This window comes from Hyphomonas sp. (assembly GCF_013823385.1).
Classification (GTDB): domain Bacteria; phylum Pseudomonadota; class Alphaproteobacteria; order Caulobacterales; family Hyphomonadaceae; genus Hyphomonas.
This window is the reverse complement of the sequence record NZ_PNMA01000035.1, coordinates 1-17480: the sequence shown is the minus strand read 5'-3', so window position 1 is coordinate 17480 and position 17480 is coordinate 1. Positions and strand designations below refer to the sequence as shown.

The following is a 17480-nucleotide window of genomic DNA, read 5'->3' as shown; positions in this document are numbered from 1 at the left end:
GGACCGACAAGCCCAGGACGACCGACACCGAGGCCGATCATGGCGCGGATGACGGTGTCGACTGAGCGACCGGGCCGCTCGGGCAATGGCTCGGTTATCGATGACGGTGCCGACGCGCTTCGCCTGCTTCCCGGCTTGCACGGCGCGGATCGAAAGATCGAAGCTGGCCAGGAGCTGTTCGGCGTCGGCGCTCCGTTCGATGCCGTTTGCAATCTCATCGACGGCTGGGTGTCGCTCTACACCTTGCTGGAGGATGGACGCAGGCAGATCGTCCAGTTCGTGCTGCCGGGTGGGGTATTCGGCATGTTCGGGACGTCGAGCGGACGCGCTACCTACGGCGCGCAGGCGCTCACCGGGGCGCTCGTATGCTGCATCCCGCTCGACGTGCTGAACGCGCGCATGCGCGACAATCCCGACGTCGCTATGCGGCTGGTGCGCTCCTTGAGCCGCGACCGCGCGCTCGCCTTCGACCACCTCACCAGCGTCGGCCGGTGCAATGCGCGCGAGCGCGTCGCCCGCCTGGTTCTCGAACTGTTCGTGCGCTGCCGAACGCAATGGCCAGGCAACCGCATCGAGGAGATGTATCTGCCGCTCACTCAAGAGCATATCGGTGATGCGACGGGGCTTACGTTCGTCCATGTGAACCGCATTTTGCGCACGTTGCGCAAGGAAGGCGTCGTTGAGTTTCATCATCGCCGGCTGCGCATCCTCGATCCGGATCGACTTGTCCGTGTAGCCGGCGTCGACCACAACGCCGCGATGGCGTGGCTGTGACGCGCCGCCGCACGCGGCGATGTGGCGCGACGGATCATGCGTCGTCTTTTCGCGCGCGCCGGGATCTGGCCAGGGGGCGAGCAGGCTTGGCCTGGGCGACTGGCCCATCGGTGCCGAGCGGCATCTCATCACAGCGGCAGTCGAGGAAACCGTGCGTTGAGCAAGTGCGGCACATTTCCTCAAGCCGCATGCGCAGCGCCTTACGGCCGCGATGCAGGCGGACGGTCACATTGTTCAGCGAGATGCCAAGGCTCGCGGCCAGCCGGTCCCGTGGCTCGCCCAGAATATCGGCCCGCCAGATGACGTCGGCATATTCGGCCTTCAGCGTCGGCAAGAGTCGGTAGAGGCAATTGCACACGGTGGCGTCGATCTCCGCGTCGGGGTCGGCGGGTAGCGCTTCGATGTCGATGCTGTCGGCTGCCGCCTCTCGCCGATGCCGGCGTGCCTGAGCGCGCTGGTGATCGACGATGGTGGTGGCGAGGATTCGACCGAGCCACCCGCGCACGGTCTGGACGTCGCGGAGCTGGCTGGAGCGCTCCAGCACGCGGAGCGAGAAACGCTGCAACACCTCCTCCGCCTCGTCGTGGTTGCGCAGACGTTGACGGAGGAAAACGAGGATCTCCTCCTGCGCTTCGACCAGCGCGCGCTGGACGGCCGCGTCGTGCGGCTTGGCCGCATCTTCGGCTGATGGCGTGGCGTCACTCGATTTGGTCATTGAATCCCAAGACCTGACTCGCCGCTCGATGCGGAATACGAATGACAAGCGTTGCTCACAAAAGGGTGCCTGTCTTCGATCCAGATCAAAATCAGTGCCATTGGCCGGCTGCCCCCAAGATCGTGGCGCATTGCTCGGCCATTGCCTGCTCTTCGTTCGCAGGGATGATCAGGACAGCCACTCTGGCCCCAGGCGAGGCGATGTCAAAGGCGCCCGCGTTATTGGCGTCGGCGTCGCAGGTGATGCCCAGCCAGGCGAGACGCGCGCAGATGCGGGCGCGCATCTCGGGCTGGTGCTCGCCGATCCCGCCGGTGAACACCAACGCGTCGACTCCGCCGATCGTCGAAGCGAGCGCGGCCGCCTCGCGCGCAACCCGGAACGCGAAGATTTCCAACGCCTCGTCTGCGCTTGCCGCATCGCTCTCAGCCAGTACCCGCGCGTCGCCGCTGATGCCGGATAGGCCGAGTAAGCCGGACTCGTGGTAGAGCATATGTTCGAGCGCATCGGCTGACATGTTGCGGGCGCGCATCAGGTGGATCAGGACGCCGGGATCAGTCGCGCCGCAACGCGTGGCCATCGGCACCCCGTCGAGAGTGGAAAATCCCATCGTCGTGTCGCGGCTGACACCGCCTTCGAGCGCACAGATACTTGCGCCGGCTCCGAGGTGTGCTGCGACGATGCGACTGCGGGCAAGGTCTGGCCGGCGCCGTTCGAGCTCGGCAGCGATGAATTGATAGGACAGGCCATGAAATCCGAAGCGCTTCACGCCGGCGTCAAACAGGACCCGGGGAAGGGCGAAGCGGCGCACAAGATCCGGCTGTGTGCGATGGAAGGCGGTGTCGAAGCACGCGATCTGTGCGACGTTGGGGCAGAGCTGCCGCAGCGCGTGGATCAGAGCGACGCTCTTTGGCTGATGAAGGGGCGCAAGCGAGGTCAGCGCCTCGATCTCGGCAAGCACGTCATCATTGATGAGCGCTGGACCGGCGAAGTGGTCGCCGCCGTGGACAACGCGCTGACCGATCGCCTTCAGCCCCCGCATGGGGAGATGACCGGCAAGGCACGCGAGCGCCTGTTCGATCAGCACTGGCGTCGGCGCTTCCGACGATAAAGCATACTCGGCGCGCGTTTCGCCCGCCTGCACGCGAAGTTTGCTCGTGGCCTCGTCGAGCGTTGCCCGGCCGAGCACGCGCGCGCTCCCCCGGTCGAGCGCGAACACTCCCAGCTTGATCGTGGCGGAGCCGGGATTGATGGTGAGGATCGTGTCGGTCATGGGGTGTTAGCCAGGTTACGAGTTGGCGCGCCCTTCGGCTTTAACCCCGATCAAGCTGGCGCCAAAGTGTCGGCGTCGGCTCCAGACCGGCTGACCGCCATCAGCGCGCGTCCACCCATAAGCATGACCGTATCGAACGCGGCTTCGCCTTGGTAACCGTCTCCGCGCTCTTCGTCGGCATTATCGGCTTGGGCTTTACCGATCCGAATCCATTGCGCATGCCGCTCACCCCGTTTGGCGTTCCATTGGCCGACACCCCCTGACTAACCGGACGCGCCCTGCTGTTGGTGCTGTTTGCCTTCGCGAACGCGCTCGGCGGATTTTTTGTCGGTCGAGAATTGATCCCGGTTAAAGACCGGCCTTCTCGCGCGTCTATGATCCGTCTGCGCAGGGCCAAGTCCCGAAGCGAAAATAATTAAAGAAGCGCGGAAGAATCGCGTGGGGTGACGAGACGCGTTTACTGCGGAAAGGGACGATCATGAAGCTGGGAATAATAGCGGCGGCGGGATCAATGCTACTGCTGGGGGCGTGCGCCACGACGCAAGCGACCCCGGCACAATATGCGTCCTGTCAGGAAATGGAGCGTGACATGGGCGTGGCGAACCGGCACGACCACGGCGAAATGAAGGGCCAGGGCCGCAACGCGATGAACCTCAGCCATGACCGGTGCCGCCAGATTCTCTCGCAGCCAGCGCCTGCTGGGACCAGTTCGGAGAACAACTGACAGGCCGTAAGGTTTGTCGGATCGGCTGCGATCGTCGTCGTCTTGCAGCGAATGCTGCGCTCTCGATCGTGCATGTCACACGACCGAGAGCTGGAACAAAATTCGAAATCTTGGTGCCCATGGCCATTTAAGAGTTGCGTTTTGCACGCAAGGGAGATTGGTAACCTCGCCGACTTAACAAAACACCTTGTCCGAAGGGTTGGTCGGGAAATCGAATATCCGAGGGGTAAGAAAAGACAATGAGGCTTATCATTCTCGGACCGCCGGGAGCAGGAAAGGGAACGCAGGCGCAGCGCCTGGTCGAACGCTATTCCATTCCTCAGCTTTCCACAGGCGAGATGCTGCGCGTGGCCGTGGCCACCGGCACGGAAATCGGGCGCGAGGTCAAGGCGATCATGGATCGCGGCGAACTCGTACCCGACGATGTGGTCAACCACATGGTATCTGATCGGATTGATCAAGAGGATTGCCGCAGGGGTTTCATTCTGGACGGCTTTCCCCGGACGGTCGCGCAGGCGGAGGTCCTGACGGCGATGCTGGAGCAAAAGGGTGTCAAGCTGGATGCGGTGATCGAACTGAAAGTCGATCAGGCGGCACTCATCGAGCGAATGGAAAAGCGCGTCGCCGATACGCTGGCCGCTGGCGGCACGGTTCGTAGCGATGACAATCGGGAGACCTTCGCCAGACGTCTCGACGAGTACCGGCGCAAGACCGCGCCACATCGTGAGATCGCTCGATGACGCGCCTGTGCTCGCACACGACCTGGCCTTCGGCGACGACGAGGAAGTGATCCGGATAGACCCGCAGGCTCACAGGACGATTGGCGAACGACGCCGGCACACTGTAGCGATTGCGTTCCAGATGCACGAGGCAGGTGGGAGAGACCCGCTTGCCATATTCAACGAAGCCATCGAACGGCCGGCCCGCCGGCATCAGGCTGCCCGCTTCATCAGCCCAGGCGTCAGCAACAGAACCGGGCTGGGTGCCATGCGGGATGTCCTGCCATAGCGCCCGGCATCGCTGCTCAAGCCCGAGGTTCAGGGCGTCCAGACTTTCCGCATGCGGTATAGGCTGCCATAGACGACGGCGCGCATCCTGAACGTTCTTCTCGACTTGGCCTTTTTCCCAACCGGCCGCCGGATTGCAGAACTCGGCCTCGAACATGTAATGGCTGACCATCGTCGCAAACCGCGCGTTGACCGTCCGGGCCTTGCCGCGCCCGACCTTGTCGATCGCCGTGCGCATGTTGTCGTAGATGCCGCGCCGCGGCACACCGCCCCGCACACGGAACGCATGATTGTGCGCGTCGAACAGCATCTCATGCGTCTGAAGGATATAAGCGCGTACGAAGAACGCACGGCTATAACTGAGCTTGAAGTGCGCGACCTGAAGCTTGGTACGAACACCGTCAATGATCGCCCAATCCTCACTCCAGTCGAACTGGAACGCCTCGCCCGGCGCAAACGAGAGCGGCACAAAAGTGCCGCGTCCGCTCGTCTGCTGCTGGATACGGTAATCGTCTTGCCAGGCCCGTGCAAACGCCGCCACACGGCCATACGAGCCGTCATACCCAAGGCTCACCAGATCGGCATGCAGCTGCTTGATCGTGCGCTTCTGCTTGCGCGGCCGTGTCATCTCCCGCCGCAGCCACGCCGACAGCCTGTCCGCATAAGGATCCAGCTTGCTCGGCCGGTCCGGCGTCCTGAAACGCGGCTCGACCACCTCGGATCGCAGGTACTTGCGCAGCGTGTTTCTTGAAAGGCCCGTCCGCCGGGAAATCTCCCGGATCGACATCTGGTTGCGGTGATACCACCGCCGGATAACGCTCAATAATGCCATGTCCAACACTCCATGGTCCCCCGCTCGCCAAAGCTCGGGACCGGTTCAAACATGGGTCATTTCTCAGTGGAAATTTCTGCCCTCCCAGGGTCAATTCTCAACGGCAATCAACAGGCAGGGATAGACCTTGTGGCCGGGCTCAGGTTTCGACGTGCTGGGCTTACGGTAGAGCGCCTCGATGCCCATCCGCTTCATCAGTGTCGAGACATGCAGTCGGCCGACGTGCAAGCCTTCTCCAGCCAGCAGGTCCCGCAACATCCGGCTCCCGGCAAATGGATAGTCGAGATGCAGTTGGTCGATCCGCAGCATCAGCGCCAGGTCCGCCTCGGGCACTTCGCGAGGAAGATAGTAGACGCTGCCCCGGCTGATGCTGAGCAGCGCCGCCTGGCGCCCGACGGACAGTTTGTGCTTCCGATCGATCATTTCTTTGCGTCCGGCAACAGTCCGTTCGCGGTTCCTTCGGACCCATGGCAGTCACCGCTCACTCCCGAGCGCTCCGGACAAAAAATCATTCTCTAATGCCAGCTGGCCGATCTTGGCATGCAGCTCCTTCAGATCGACGGCCGGGGCCTCTTCTTTCGGTGGGTCGCCGAAGACACCTGTCGCCCCTTCCAGAAGCGGGTTTTTCCACTGCTTGATCTGGTCGAGATGAACGTCAAACAGCTGCGCAAATTCGGCGAGGGTCTGTTCACCGTGGACGGCAGCGAGCGCCACCTTGGCTTTGAAAACCGGGCGGTGATTCCGGCGGGGTCGTCTGGGCATGGTCGTCTCCTGTGCTCGGCAAAATGCCGATCTGCAGGCAGAAATCTCACCTAACCTCGCTGTTCAAGATTCTTGAGCCACCTCTCCGCGCCATCACCTTTGAACATCATCCAAACCAGATAGGTCGACATCAAAGCACCACCGAAACAAAAGACTGAGACATAGGCGTATGCAAAGAAAGTATAGGTCGTGATAAGCACGCCGAGCGCCAGCAGGCCAAAAATGCGGACGCCGCGCACCGATGATAACAGGAGCGGCAGAATGACGACCGAGATATAGATCGCGTATGTGATTTCCCGGCGACCGACAAAGTCCAATAGCTCGGTGCCCTCATAGATGATCACATGCGACAGGAAGCGGGTGTTGAGCCAGCCTGTATGGGCGAAGTAAGGCACGTATTGCAGGGCGCCTAGCATTGCGCCAACAATCACAAATACGAGAAAGTAAGGCTTTCGCTTGGCCGGTTCGAGAGCGAAAGTCGAGACCGGAATCCAGACAGGCCAGGCGAGCCAGGAAAAGAACATGTAGACAAGTGAAGCACTTGCAATCAGTTCGGTATTCTGTCCGGCACCTGCAACCCAGACAATCCCTTCGGCGAACTGTTGAAATCCGAATAATAGCGGCAGGGTGGCCAGTGGCAGATAGCGCCAGTCGCCGCGCCAGGCTTGGCGCATGCTGAGCGCCCCTGCCGGAATGAGCCCAGCGGCGGCGATGAAACTAATTTCTGCTGACAAACACATATGGTGGCCCCTACGATTGACTTTTTGTGGCTCAGGACACGCGCCTGCGGAACAGCCAGGCGCCTGCGGCAAGGGTGACGATGGCAATGACCGCCATGGGCCAAGTGTGGCGAATGAAGAGTTCTGCTGGCGCATCCTTCATATAGACAGCCTTGCTGATGGTGGTGAAGTGCATGATTGGATTGGTTTCACTCAAAGTCTGCAGCCAGTCCGGCATATTAGCGACCGGGGTCGCATACCCTGACAGTAAGACAGCAGGCATCATGTAAATGAACAGACCGATGATCGCCTGTTGCTGCGTCGCCGCCAGCGAAGAGATAAATAAGCCAATGCCAACGATCGCGGCGAGATAGACTATCATGCTGGCATACAGCAGAAGTAGCGACCCACGTAGGGGCACTGTCCGTCGTCATGTATTTTGAGACAGAAGGCTGCCTGACTTAAGGAGGGTCTGGCGCATCTGGGTTTGAGTTAAGCAGCGGATTGGGCGTGCTGCAAGCGCCTGAGTTTCATCGTCCTCCTTTTGATTTTCTCACGTTCGAGCAGGATCGTTTGCCCGCGGCCGGTGTAGACATCGGCGGGGGTCAGGTTTTTCAGGCTCTCGTGATAGCGCTGATGGTTGTAGTGGCCAACGAACGCGTCGATCTGCGCTTCAAGGTCTCCGGGCAGGAAGTAGTTTTCCAGCAGGATGCGGTTCTTCAAGGTTTGATGCCAGCGTTCGATCTTTCCCTGCGTCTGAGGGTGATATGGCGCGCCGCGCGTGTGCTTCATGCCCTTGTCGGCAAGGTAGTCTGCCAGATCACCAGATATGTAGGATGGTCCGTTGTCGGATAATAGGCGCGGGCGGTGAACGACGTTGGCGGTACCGAGCCCAGAAGCTTGGAGCGCCAGGTTGAGCGTGTCCTGCACATCACTCGTCGCCATGCCGGCACAAAGCTTCCAGGCGATGATGTACCGCGAAAAGTCATCGAGCACCGTGGAAAGGTAGAACCAGCCCCAGCCGATGACCTTCAGATAGGTGAAGTCCGTCTGCCAGAGCTGGTTGGGCGCCGTGGTCTTGTCGCGGAACTCACTGGCAGCTTTCATCACGATGAAGGCCGGGCTAGTGATCAGGTCATGTGCCTTCAGAAGCCTGTAAACACTGGCTTCCGAGACGAAGTAACGCTTCTCGTCCGTGAACGTCACCGCCAACTCCCGGGGCGAGAGTTCCGGCTGGTCGAGGGCCATTTCCAGAACCTGATCGCGCACGGCTTTTGGGATGCGGTTCCAGACGCGGCCGGACCCGCCGCGCCGGTCTTCCAGTCCCGCATCGCCAAACCGTCGATACAGATCGTACCAGCGATAGAAGGTCGGCCGCGACACGCCGATCTGGTCGAGCGTCTTCTTCACCGGCTGGTGCGAGTTCTCGACCAGCCGGATGATTTCAAGCTTTTCGGATGCACGGTACCTCATTCTTGGGCATCCCCATCCCCGATCACGCTTTTTTTGAGTATGCGGTTTTCCAGCGTCAGGTCCGCCACAACCTCCTTCAGGTCGCGCATCTCACGCTTCAGGCCCGTCACTTCGCCAGATGTCGCCTGCCGCTCAGTGTCACCCGACAGCCGCTTCTTGCCGGCTTCGAGAAACTCCTTCGACCAGGTGTAATACAGCCCCTGCGCAATCCCCTCACGCCGGCAAAGCTCGGCAATCGAGTACTCGCCGCGTAGGCCTTCAAGGACAATCCGGATCTTCTCCTCGGCTGAAAACTTCCGCCGGGTCTGACGCTTGATCGCTTGCACATGCTTCTCGGCCGAACTCTCCTGCGGCCCGGATTTCTGTCTCATCTTCACTCCTCGTATCAGTTACGATGAGCCAGAAATCCTCCTTAAGCAATTTCGCCGATCTGTCTCACAGTCGCTGACGGGGAACAGGGGCACGTCCAGAACCAGCCAACCAAGGATCAGCATCGCCGTGGCGCTCGCGAGCGCTATGATCAAGGCAGGCGCCGCCTTTCCGATTAAAATTTCTATTGGCTGGAGTGGCGAGACGAGCAGCTGCTCGAATGTCCCGAGCTCGCGTTCGCGCGCAATCGACAAGGCTGACACCATAAATCCAACGATCGCGGTTTAACCCGAAGGCGAGGGCGCAAAGAGTGGCCGCGGCAAGGTGCGCAATCTCTGAGACGCAAAGCGCTGTGACCAATTTGCGGCCACGATGATCATAGGCCGCGCTCAGGTGATGAATGGTTCATGAGACAATTGTATCGACCCAGCGGATTCTGCTCAGTTTAGACCGCTAACGCGAATGCCTCAGCGGGTGTTTTCATGCCGAGGGCCTGATGTGGCTGTCGGTTGTTGTAGAAGCTGATCCAGTCTCCGACGACGCGCGAGGCGTGCTGGAGGTTTTCGAAACGGTGCCGGTGGATATGCTGGTCCTTCAGGGAACGGATGACGCGCCCGATCATGCCGTTCTGTTGTGGGCAGTACGGGGTGATGAACTACTGGCGAAGTCCATAGATTCTGACGAGCTTGGTGAAGGACCTGCTGGTAAAAACCAGCCCGTTGTCACTCCGGAGGAGGAAAGGCTCGCGGACTCGGCCGAGGGTCCCGAACCGGGTGATAAGCGCCTGCTCACGTGCGCTGCTGGCGGTCGTTGCCTTGCCTGACCTGGACAGGTGCCAGCCAAGCAGTTCGCGGGTGTGGCAGTCCATCACGAGCGCGAGGGACGCCCACTGGTCGCGTCCTGCCCAGAGGCGGGCAAGATCCGTTGACCATCGCTCGTCAGGCCGACTGACCACAGAGGGCAGCGCCTGGATTCGGGGGCGCATGCCGATCGGTCGCTTGCGGACCTGCCAGCCCTTGATCTGGAAGATCCGCTGCACCGTGTTCGCCCCTGCGCCTTGAACCATTGGCGGCGCGGGGCTCACTGTTGAACCCGGGCAGCCAGGCGACCGTCCGATAACCAAAGGACGGTTCTTTCTCGATCAGATCCTTGATCGGCGTCTCGAAGCGGGCGTCGACCTTGTGCGCCGACTTCAGGGGCTTGTAGTAGAAGGTCCACCTCGGCACGTCGAACCCGCTGCAGAGCTTCGCAATCGATACCCTGAACCCATCCGCAAGCAGGCCCTTCTGGATGGTGCGGATCATGTGTCGTCCTTCCCATCCAGCAGGGCCTGGTACTTTTTTCGCGTCCGCAGTTCCAGCATCGCCTCTCCATAGGCATCCTGGAGGTCCTTGAGCTGGCGCTCGTATTGTTCGCGGATGTCGAGCGGATTGGCGCGCAGCGCGTTCTCCATGCCTTTCTTCGCATCCTCAACCCAGCCTTCGATCTCTGAATGAGCCAGGTCGAATGCACGGCTCGCTTCAGCAACCGTTGTCTTGCCCTGGATGATGTCCATCACCAGCGCGTTCGGCCAGGCTGATCGAACCGGCGGCGCAGCCGACCTCACTACGCTTCGCTGTCCAGCGTTTGATCTCGTCGTCCATGCTCACACTCATAGCCAATTTTACTCCTTATGGCTTGCGCAGTTTTTCGCTGGGTCGATACACGATCGCGTAATTAAACACGCCGGATAGCAAGAAGGTGACTGCGGAGATGATCATCGGCAAGATCATAGCGTGAACCGGTTCGCTTGGCGCGTCCGAGGGGACGAATGGGGCGCGGCAAGGTCAGAGCGAGATCGAGCGAGAGGGGTGGGGCGAAACCCCGGTCTGCTTCATTGTTTGCCTTGGCGAACATTTTTGGTCCCGGCCTTCGCAGGCTTTGAGGGGGGGGCGCATCGCGAAGGCCATGGACCAAGGCGTCGGAACACGCCTTACTCTGTGGCAGCCTCTTCTTCGTTCGTCATCATCGGGCAGTGCTCAGCTGGATCATGGCCCATTGCTTCATGCTTGGCCTGACAGTCTTCAGCAGACATCGCGTGGTCAGCGGATGCGTCATACATCTGGTGGCCGTCTGCGCCATGCTCCATCATGTTATGCTCGTCCATCGCCATACCGCCTTCACCGATCATGACGTTATCGCCGCTCATCATATGATCACCGCCATGGCCCATCATAGGGCTGTCAGCCATTTTGCCTTCCATGTTCTCCATGCAGCCTTCCATACCTTCATGGCCAGCAATGCAGGTCTTGGCGTCGCCAGCGTCTGTTGTTGTTTCAGCAGCCGGGGGCTCGCTGTGATCATGCGTCTCGTGGTTGTCTTGAGCCAACGCCATTGGCGAAAGCGCGAAGAGAGCTGCGGCGGCAATCCAAATCGGTTTCATCAGGGGTATCCTTTTATCTGTTTTAGCACCCAAGGGTTTTGGGTCGTTGCAACGTATTACGCAGCACTCAGGCGGCGCCCTCAGAATCGGCTCCAGTCTCGCAATTGCTTCACCGGAGCCCTGGTTTGTTTGTCAGCCCCCGCATTCTCGCAGCCATCGTGATGGTCCTATGGGCCTCCTGCTATCCGCTCATCACCCTGGGGCTCGATTTTGCACCGCACCTCACCTTCGCAGCGCTGCGGGCTATTCTGGCCGGCGCAGTGTTGATGGGCGTGGCCAGACTCCGCCGAACCGCGTGGCCGGCCGGTTGGATCGTATGGGGCTGGATCACGCTGGCGGGCCTAGGGATGACAGGCATTGGCTACTTCGGCATGTTTCACGCTGCCGAGTTTGTTTCGCCCGGCCTCGCCACAGTGATAGAAAGCCTCCAGCCGCTGATCGCTGCCTTGCTCGCGGTTATATTTCTGCGCGAACGTCTTGGTCCGGTTGGCTGGTACGGGCTTTGCCTCGGCGTCGGTGGCGTGGCGCTCATCGCGATGCCGCGCGTGTTGGCCGCAGGCGGGGGATCAACGGCCTTCGGCCAGGTTCTTGTCATTATGGCAACCAGCGGCGTCGCTGTCGGCAATATCGCGATTAAGTCGCTGTCAACGCGCGTCGACCCTGCGATGGCGATGGGACTCCAGCTTTTGATCGGAGCGATCCCGCTTTCGGTTTTGGCCCTCGCGACAGAATCCCCAGAAACCATCGATTGGTCGCCGCAATTTGTCATCTCGCTTCTTGGTCTTGCTTTGCCCGGCACGGCGCTCGCCTATTGGTTGTGGCAAGTGACTCTCCAGACGCTGGACGTCTCCAAAGCGGCGGCCTTCAGTTTCCTTGTTCCGATCATTGGCATCTCGGTAGGTGCGCTGTTCTTCTCCGAACCCCTGACCCTCAATGTCATGGGCGGCGGCGCGCTCGCCGCCATCGGAGTCTATCTCGCATCACGCCCGAAAGCCGATCCCTTATCCGCCGCGCCTTCTGAAAAAGGGATTTAGCCGAGCTTATCCATCTGCTCCTGCAAGACTTTCCGGGCGCGGTAGACCCTTGTCTCCACAGCCTTGATGCTCACGCCCAAAATCTCGGCCACTTCGCTTTGAGGCATGTCCTGAAGGACCTGCAGCGCAAAGGCTCGCCTCAGTTTTTCTGGCAGATCGTCGACCAGTTTGGAAACGCGGTTGAGCTCATCGCGGTGTTCATAATCATCTTGAACGTTCTGCGAATGGTCAGCAATGTCAGGTCGATCCGGGCTCTCAAGCGGTGCGGCTTGAAAGAAAAAGCTTCGCACGGCGCGTTTGCGACCGTGATCACGGATTTTATTTAGCGCAATGTGGTAGATCCAGGTCGAGAATTTTCGCGACGGATCATAGCGATCAATCGAACGCCAAGCTGCGGCAAAGGCATCCTGCAGCACATCATAAGCATCTTCATTGCCTCGCATCGAGCGGTGAACATAGCGATAGAGCGGTTCTTTGTAACGGCGCATAAGCTCGGTGAAAGCGCGTTCCTCGCCCCCCGCTGCGGCTACAGCAAGCTCTGCATCTGTTCGCTCCGTGTCGCGCACTTGTGTATCTCTAAAGCTCCGTCAGTGCTCGAACAACTTCAGCGTCAAAGACGATTGCTTGTTCCTCGGTAAGGATCTCACGCATCTCAAATACATGCTCGATAGTGACTTTTTGCAGCTCCCCCATGGCTGTATGGATTTCACCAATCGCCGCCTGAACTGTCGGCGAATAGGATTTATCGGCATCCATCGCTTTAGCGAGCGCGAGATTGGCCGTACGAAGATTCTGTCCCAATTCAACCTTTCTAGCAGCGAAGCGGCGTTCTATGAGTTCGAGTTCCGCTTCCTGTTCGGCTGACAGATCCAAATCGTGATGGACTAGCTCATGCAGACTAGAAGGGGTTTCGACCGGATGTGTCGCAGACCAGCTTCCAGCGACAAATACGCCGGTCATGCCCGCGCACAGTGCCAGGAAGACCACGACGATCCAGTGTTCAAGTTTCATTGTTCATCTTACCTCAGAAGTCTCGAAGGCGCATATGGGGCATCAATCGAGAAGACAGAAAGGCCGCTCGAATAGGACGGGCTCGGCGCGCCGAACAATCCGACCACAAAGCCGATCGCAACAGCCAACGCAACAGCTGCGGTTCGGCTCATCGCAGGTGTCGCAAAAAAGCGTCCAACCGCGGCCACTGCGCCGGTCGACGTATTAAGTCCTATTGATCTACCCTCATCAATCCGCTCCCACACCTCGGCTTCGAGATTTTGCAGGTCGCGATCAAGCGGCTCGGACTTAAGATCGTGAATGAGCGCGTCTATGTCATTTTTCATGGCACTCTCCTTTTGAAAAGCAAAAATAGGGAGGTCTACGTATTGCTTTCTACGCAGCGGCAGACGCGCGCCCTCAAAAACATCGATTAAAGTCAATATGCATCGATCGCGCACCTGATAATGGCGAACCACATGTGAGGGATTGCAGCTGTGGTCACGTAGAGATTGGCACTCGTCGCACTTTCGCAAGAGACGCCAATGACGCAAGAAATGGATAGGCTGACGACCCCCGCCGCTCCGAACCGGCGATTGGTGCAGTTCCTGTTCGCCTACACTCTGATTATCGCAGTCTCTAATCTGGTTTGGGAAATCGCCCACGCGCCGCTTTACACGATCTGGATTGATGGGACGCGGTCCGAGATCGCGTTCGCGATCGCACACTGCACCCTTGGCGATGTCTTAATCGCCGCATTCTCGGTGTCGATCGCCTGGCTCATCACCAGCCGCGGCGGATGGCCAAACACACACTATTGGCGCGTTGCAGGTCTGAGCGTTCTGTTTGGATTGGCCTACACGGTGTTCAGCGAATGGCTGAATATCTCGGTCCGCGAAAGCTGGGCTTACCGCGAAACCATGCCCACAATCGGGCCGCTCGAGACCGGGGTTTCGCCGCTCCTGCAGTGGCTGATCCTCCCCAGCCTAACCTTTGCCTGGCTAAAAAGCGCGATGCGTTGGTGACGGCTCGCAAAAGTGTCGCGCCTTATACCCCAAGGGAGCACAAGGGATGTATGGCCAGGCCGCGTAACTATCCGACAAGGGCGCCGCTCCCCCCTCCCAATTCTAAAGGCGTCCAACGCCAGAAGGAGAACATCATGCGTTCCAAACTCGCCGGACTGCTCATCGCGACAAGCGCTTTGATCGCGCCTGCCGCCTTAGCAGATGTCTATAATCTGGAGATCGACCAGTTCGAACGCACCGTTGATGGCAAGACCCTAAAAGGGATCAGCATCAACGGGACGAGCCCCGGCCCCTTGCTGCGTCTACGTGAAGGCGAAGACGTCACCATCAATGTCACCAACACACTGGATGTCGACACTTCCCTTCACTGGCACGGCATTATTCTCCAGGCCGATATGGATGGCGTCCCGGGTATTAGTTTTGACGGCATCGCGCCTGGCGAAACCTACACCTACAATTTTACCGCCAACCAGTCCGGCACCTACTGGTATCACGGACACTCCGCGCTGCAGGAACAGGAGGGCGTCTTTGCGCCAATCATAATCGAACCGGCAGAGGCGGACCCGTTCGAATATGATCGCGAGCATGTCATCATTCTCGCCGACTGGCTGAACGAGAGCCCATACAAGGCGCTGGCCAATCTCAAGAAGCGTTCGAACTATTATAATTACAATCGGCGCACCGTTTTCGACCTCTGGCGTGATTGGACAAATGCCGAGGGCGACGAAAAAACAGACGTCATTGAGGAACGCTTGGCTTGGGGCCGGATGCGCATGGATCCGACGGATATAGTCGATATATCCGGCTACTCATTTCTGGTGAACGGTGAAACGCCCGAAGACAACTGGAGCGGTCTTTTCGAACCCGGCGAGAAAGTCCGGCTACGGTTCATCAACGCTGCTGCCATGACCTATTTCGACGTCAAGATTCCAGGCCTCAAAATGACCGTCGTCCAGGCCGATGGTCAGAACATCGAGCCCGTCGCTGTTGATGAATTCCCCATTGCAATCGCCGAAACCTTCGATGTCATCGTAGAGCCCGAAGCCGGCCAATCCTACACGATCTTCGCCGCCGCAAAGGACCGGTCAGGCTATGCCCGCGGTACGTTGAGCGAAATCCCTGGCGCAGCAGCTGAAATCCCGAAACTCGGCCCTCGACCCGAGCTGACAATGGCGGCGATGGGCGACGGCCATAGCGACCACGGCGCGATGGCTGAAGGCAACGCGGTCAACATGAGCGGTATGGCCGATGAAATGAGCACAGATGCTCATGCCGGACATGACGACATGTCCAAGATGGACCACGGACCGAAAGTACTGTCCTACGCCGATCTTCGCGCGCTCTCTCCATATTCAGACCGGCGGGCTCCGGACCGCGAGGTCGAGCTGCGCCTCACAGGCAACATGGAACGGTATTTCTGGTCGATCAATGATGTGAAGTTTGGCGATGCCGGCCCGCTAGAATTCAGTTACGGTGAGCGTGTCCGCATTACTTTCAAGAACGAAACCATGATGGAGCACCCAATGCACCTGCATGGTTTATGGATGGATCTGGTGAATGGCGAGGGCGACATGGCGCCTCGCAAGCACACAATCACAATCGGCCCAGGTGAGACCATCTCAGCAGATGTAACCGTTGATGCAACGGGGTCCTGGGCGTTCCACTGCCACATTCTCCAACACGCAGCGACGGGCATGTTTCGACAAGTCGACGTCATCGGCGGCGTCCAGCAATAAACACCTACAAGGATAAGATAGATGAAACCTAGAATCCTGCTTGCAGGTGCGCTCGCTATGGCGACCGCCCTGCCCGTCCTCGCTGCCGAAGGCGACCCGATCTACAACTACACGCTCATCGAAGCCGATATCACCAAGATTGACGATGAAGCAGTCGGCGAATGGGATGCCCAAGGTTGGGTTGGCGGAGACTATAATCGCTTCTGGTGGAAAACTGAGGGCGAGTTTGCCGATGGCGACTTCGAGGATGCTGAAGTGCAAGCGCTGTATTCTCGCTACATTTCAAAGTTTTGGGACGCCCAGTTTGGTGTGCGATACGATCTTGAACCCAAAGGCGAATCCTATGGCGTCATCGGGCTGCAGGGCCTTGCGCCCTATTTCTTTGAAGTAGATGCAGCAGCCTTTGTTTCTTCCAGCGGCGACCTTAGCGCCCGGTTTGAAGCGACCGGCGAGCTTCTGTTCACTCAACGCCTGATCCTCGAACCCGGTATCGCGCTGGACTTCTACGCCGAAGACGATCCGTCCCGTCAGATTGGCTCCGGACTATCGACGGCTGAGTATAGCGCGCAACTGCGCTATGAATTCACCCGCGGGTTCGCGCCATATGTCGCGCTTGCTTACAAGGAAGCCTATGGGGATACCGCAGATTTTCAGCAAATGGAAACCGGAGATGCTGATGAGACCCTGTTCAAGATCGGTTTGCGGACCATGTTCTAACAACGTCGCGATTTGACCCTTGCGCTCAGCGCCATCTTACCGGGGCTGCATCAGCACAACCAAAGACTTTACGGCTCAGCGGAAGATTTCGCTGAGCCGCTGTTGATTGGTAAGCATCCGGCCAGGGACGCGGTCAGCTCCGATTGGCTTTGTGGATGTCGATACGGCTTCTGAGGTTTTCGACACCGAACGCAGAGAACGCAATGGTTCCGTCTTCGCTGAGCGGCGGACCATAGACCCGGATGACACCATCTTCGGTTTCCATTTCGCCGATGATGTCGAGCAACCAGTCTTCATCTTCGCCCAGTTCGGCGGCGACATGGGCAAGCGTCCAGATTGCCGAGATCTTGTTCAGCTGCATTCACCTACCTCCTGTACATCCTGGGCTTGTTTCCAGTTCCACGGCAGAAGCTCGCGGAGAGGCGGGCAAGATCCGTTGACCATCGCTCGTCAGGCCGACTGACCACAGAGGGCAGCGCCTGGATTCGGGGGCGCATGCTATCACAGAACTTTCAGATCCTCGCGGTGCCAGATGCGCGTCACACGCTTGCCGTTCACGCGCCATCCGTCGGCTCGCAATGGCCCGTTGATCCGCTTGTAGCCCTGGCCGCCATTGCGGGTTGTCGGCTCGGGGATGACACGGAGCAGCGCCTCCTGATCCTTCGCGCGTCAGGGCTTGCGGCGCCGGGTCGAACGATACTGCTTCAACAGACGGCAGGCCCGGCGTTCAGATACGCCGGTCTCGCTGACGACATGCTCAATGAAGGCGCGTTTGCGCGAGGACTCTACCACTTTCCCGCGGCGGCTTTCTTCCGAATCTCTCTGTCAAGTTCGGCATTTGCCAACAAGCGCTTCCGACGGGCATTCCTACCGCCGCCGGTATGCTCTACCCTTTGGCGAGCGCGCCGCGG

Annotated in this window: 20 protein-coding genes and 4 pseudogenes; 7 read left to right on the top strand and 17 right to left on the bottom strand. The window is 59.3% G+C overall.

The features are described from left to right. The first annotated feature begins 39 nt into the window (after positions 1–39). On the top strand, positions 40–774 hold the full coding sequence (locus tag C0456_RS16640; protein ID WP_291054397.1) for a Crp/Fnr family transcriptional regulator: 735 nt from the start codon (positions 40–42) through the stop codon (positions 772–774). A gap of 34 nt (positions 775–808) precedes the next feature. Here C0456_RS16640 and C0456_RS16635 read toward each other — a convergent pair whose 3' ends face one another. Continuing rightward, on the bottom strand, positions 809–1489 hold the full coding sequence (locus C0456_RS16635; protein WP_291054395.1) for a sigma-70 family RNA polymerase sigma factor: 681 nt from the start codon (positions 1487–1489) through the stop codon (positions 809–811). A gap of 91 nt (positions 1490–1580) precedes the next feature. Further along, positions 1581–2759: an acetate/propionate family kinase gene (locus tag C0456_RS16630; RefSeq protein WP_291054393.1), complete on the bottom strand. Its 1179-nt coding sequence runs from the start codon at positions 2757–2759 to the stop codon at positions 1581–1583. 478 nt (positions 2760–3237) lie between these two features. On the opposite strand from C0456_RS16630, the gene C0456_RS16625 reads away from it, so the two are divergent. Then, positions 3238–3483, top strand: coding sequence for a hypothetical protein (locus tag C0456_RS16625; protein WP_291054391.1), 246 nt, complete (start codon positions 3238–3240; stop codon positions 3481–3483). Positions 3484–3722: 239 nt separating this feature from the next. After that, positions 3723–4202, top strand: a pseudogene (locus C0456_RS16620) (adenylate kinase); the annotation flags it as partial. A 4-nt stretch (positions 4203–4206) separates the two neighbouring features. Here C0456_RS16620 and istA read toward each other — a convergent pair. The 11 genes and pseudogenes from istA to C0456_RS16565 form a co-directional block, all read right to left on the bottom strand. Continuing rightward, a pseudogene (istA, locus tag C0456_RS16615) lies at positions 4207–5322 on the bottom strand (IS21 family transposase); the annotation flags it as partial. A 108-nt stretch (positions 5323–5430) separates the two neighbouring features. Then, positions 5431–6084 (bottom strand): annotated as a pseudogene (locus C0456_RS16610) (IS3 family transposase); the annotation flags it as partial. A gap of 50 nt (positions 6085–6134) precedes the next feature. Continuing rightward, on the bottom strand, positions 6135–6824 hold the full coding sequence (locus tag C0456_RS16605) for a DUF6629 family protein (protein ID WP_367179300.1): 690 nt from the start codon (positions 6822–6824) through the stop codon (positions 6135–6137). 31 nt (positions 6825–6855) lie between these two features. After that, on the bottom strand, positions 6856–7224 hold the full coding sequence (locus C0456_RS16600) for an ABC transporter permease (RefSeq protein WP_291054385.1): 369 nt from the start codon (positions 7222–7224) through the stop codon (positions 6856–6858). A gap of 71 nt (positions 7225–7295) precedes the next feature. After that, a protein-coding gene (locus tag C0456_RS16595) for an IS3 family transposase (RefSeq protein ID WP_157532938.1) occupies positions 7296–8647 on the bottom strand; the annotation gives its coding sequence in 2 pieces (ribosomal slippage) (positions 7296–8311 and positions 8311–8647; 1353 coding nt in all). An 18-nt stretch (positions 8648–8665) separates the two neighbouring features. Next, the gene (locus tag C0456_RS16590) at positions 8666–8923 is read right to left on the bottom strand and encodes an ABC transporter permease (RefSeq protein WP_291054448.1); all 258 of its coding nucleotides are present in this window, start codon (positions 8921–8923) and stop codon (positions 8666–8668) included. Positions 8924–9090: 167 nt separating this feature from the next. Beyond that, positions 9091–9267, bottom strand: a complete 177-nt coding sequence (locus C0456_RS20970) for an integrase core domain-containing protein (protein WP_367179299.1) — start codon at positions 9265–9267, stop codon at positions 9091–9093. A gap of 33 nt (positions 9268–9300) precedes the next feature. Continuing rightward, entirely contained in the window at positions 9301–9630 is a 330-nt protein-coding gene (locus C0456_RS20965) for a DDE-type integrase/transposase/recombinase (RefSeq protein WP_367179302.1), read from the bottom strand. Then, complete coding sequence (locus C0456_RS16580) at positions 9584–9949, bottom strand: hypothetical protein (RefSeq protein WP_291054380.1); 366 nt, start codon at positions 9947–9949, stop codon at positions 9584–9586. The genes C0456_RS20965 and C0456_RS16580 overlap by 47 nt, the downstream gene beginning before the upstream one ends. Continuing rightward, positions 9946–10300, bottom strand: a pseudogene (locus tag C0456_RS16575) (DUF1153 domain-containing protein). Before C0456_RS16575 ends, C0456_RS16580 begins: the two are co-directional and overlap by 4 nt. A gap of 317 nt (positions 10301–10617) precedes the next feature. Continuing rightward, positions 10618–11067, bottom strand: a complete 450-nt coding sequence (locus C0456_RS16565) for a hypothetical protein (RefSeq protein ID WP_291054374.1) — start codon at positions 11065–11067, stop codon at positions 10618–10620. 125 nt (positions 11068–11192) lie between these two features. Here C0456_RS16565 and C0456_RS16560 point away from each other — a divergent pair, with 125 nt between their 5' ends. After that, complete coding sequence (locus tag C0456_RS16560; RefSeq protein ID WP_291054372.1) at positions 11193–12101, top strand: DMT family transporter; 909 nt, start codon at positions 11193–11195, stop codon at positions 12099–12101. Here the strand turns inward: C0456_RS16560 and C0456_RS16555 are convergent. From C0456_RS16555 to C0456_RS16545, 3 genes are read right to left on the bottom strand one after another with little or no spacing between them, the layout of a single operon-like run. Then, positions 12098–12667, bottom strand: a complete 570-nt coding sequence (locus tag C0456_RS16555; RefSeq protein ID WP_291054370.1) for a sigma-70 family RNA polymerase sigma factor — start codon at positions 12665–12667, stop codon at positions 12098–12100. The two genes, C0456_RS16560 and C0456_RS16555, sit on opposite strands and share 4 nt — an antisense overlap. 10 nt (positions 12668–12677) lie before the next feature. Then, a complete protein-coding gene (locus C0456_RS16550) occupies positions 12678–13112 on the bottom strand; it encodes a periplasmic heavy metal sensor (RefSeq protein ID WP_291054369.1) in 435 nt (144 codons plus the stop codon). A gap of 8 nt (positions 13113–13120) precedes the next feature. Further along, positions 13121–13438, bottom strand: a complete 318-nt coding sequence (locus tag C0456_RS16545; protein ID WP_291054367.1) for a hypothetical protein — start codon at positions 13436–13438, stop codon at positions 13121–13123. A 198-nt stretch (positions 13439–13636) separates the two neighbouring features. Between C0456_RS16545 and C0456_RS16540 the strand changes: the two genes are divergently transcribed. The 3 genes from C0456_RS16540 (at position 13637) to C0456_RS16530 (ending at position 16569) form a co-directional block, all read left to right on the top strand. Further along, positions 13637–14116, top strand: coding sequence for a hypothetical protein (locus C0456_RS16540; RefSeq protein WP_291054365.1), 480 nt, complete (start codon positions 13637–13639; stop codon positions 14114–14116). Positions 14117–14250: 134 nt separating this feature from the next. Further along, positions 14251–15852, top strand: a complete 1602-nt coding sequence (locus C0456_RS16535) for a copper resistance system multicopper oxidase (RefSeq protein WP_291054363.1) — start codon at positions 14251–14253, stop codon at positions 15850–15852. Positions 15853–15873: 21 nt separating this feature from the next. Next, a complete protein-coding gene (locus C0456_RS16530) occupies positions 15874–16569 on the top strand; it encodes a copper resistance protein B (RefSeq protein ID WP_291054361.1) in 696 nt (231 codons plus the stop codon). A gap of 133 nt (positions 16570–16702) precedes the next feature. Here C0456_RS16530 and C0456_RS16525 read toward each other — a convergent pair whose 3' ends face one another. After that, a complete protein-coding gene (locus C0456_RS16525) occupies positions 16703–16930 on the bottom strand; it encodes a hypothetical protein (RefSeq protein ID WP_291054359.1) in 228 nt (75 codons plus the stop codon). Positions 16931–17480 lie beyond the last annotated feature (550 nt).

What these genes read in the sequence shown, in the direction of transcription:
- C0456_RS16640 (WP_291054397.1), top strand. Translation starts at nt 40, where the DNA reads ATGGCGCGGATGACGGTGTCGACTGAGCGACCGGGCCGCTCGGGCAAT.
- C0456_RS16635 (WP_291054395.1), bottom strand. Translation starts at nt 1,489, where the DNA reads ATGACCAAATCGAGTGACGCCACGCCATCAGCCGAAGATGCGGCCAAG.
- C0456_RS16630 (WP_291054393.1), bottom strand. Translation starts at nt 2,759, where the DNA reads ATGACCGACACGATCCTCACCATCAATCCCGGCTCCGCCACGATCAAG.
- C0456_RS16625 (WP_291054391.1), top strand. Translation starts at nt 3,238, where the DNA reads ATGAAGCTGGGAATAATAGCGGCGGCGGGATCAATGCTACTGCTGGGG.
- C0456_RS16605 (WP_367179300.1), bottom strand. Translation starts at nt 6,824, where the DNA reads ATGTGTTTGTCAGCAGAAATTAGTTTCATCGCCGCCGCTGGGCTCATT.
- C0456_RS20970 (WP_367179299.1), bottom strand. Translation starts at nt 9,267, where the DNA reads ATGATCGGGCGCGTCATCCGTTCCCTGAAGGACCAGCATATCCACCGG.
- C0456_RS20965 (WP_367179302.1), bottom strand. Translation starts at nt 9,630, where the DNA reads ATGCGCCCCCGAATCCAGGCGCTGCCCTCTGTGGTCAGTCGGCCTGAC.
- C0456_RS16580 (WP_291054380.1), bottom strand. Translation starts at nt 9,949, where the DNA reads ATGATCCGCACCATCCAGAAGGGCCTGCTTGCGGATGGGTTCAGGGTA.
- C0456_RS16565 (WP_291054374.1), bottom strand. Translation starts at nt 11,067, where the DNA reads ATGAAACCGATTTGGATTGCCGCCGCAGCTCTCTTCGCGCTTTCGCCA.
- C0456_RS16550 (WP_291054369.1), bottom strand. Translation starts at nt 13,112, where the DNA reads ATGAAACTTGAACACTGGATCGTCGTGGTCTTCCTGGCACTGTGCGCG.
- C0456_RS16545 (WP_291054367.1), bottom strand. Translation starts at nt 13,438, where the DNA reads ATGAAAAATGACATAGACGCGCTCATTCACGATCTTAAGTCCGAGCCG.
- C0456_RS16540 (WP_291054365.1), top strand. Translation starts at nt 13,637, where the DNA reads ATGACGCAAGAAATGGATAGGCTGACGACCCCCGCCGCTCCGAACCGG.
- C0456_RS16535 (WP_291054363.1), top strand. Translation starts at nt 14,251, where the DNA reads ATGCGTTCCAAACTCGCCGGACTGCTCATCGCGACAAGCGCTTTGATC.
- C0456_RS16530 (WP_291054361.1), top strand. Translation starts at nt 15,874, where the DNA reads ATGAAACCTAGAATCCTGCTTGCAGGTGCGCTCGCTATGGCGACCGCC.
- C0456_RS16525 (WP_291054359.1), bottom strand. Translation starts at nt 16,930, where the DNA reads ATGCAGCTGAACAAGATCTCGGCAATCTGGACGCTTGCCCATGTCGCC.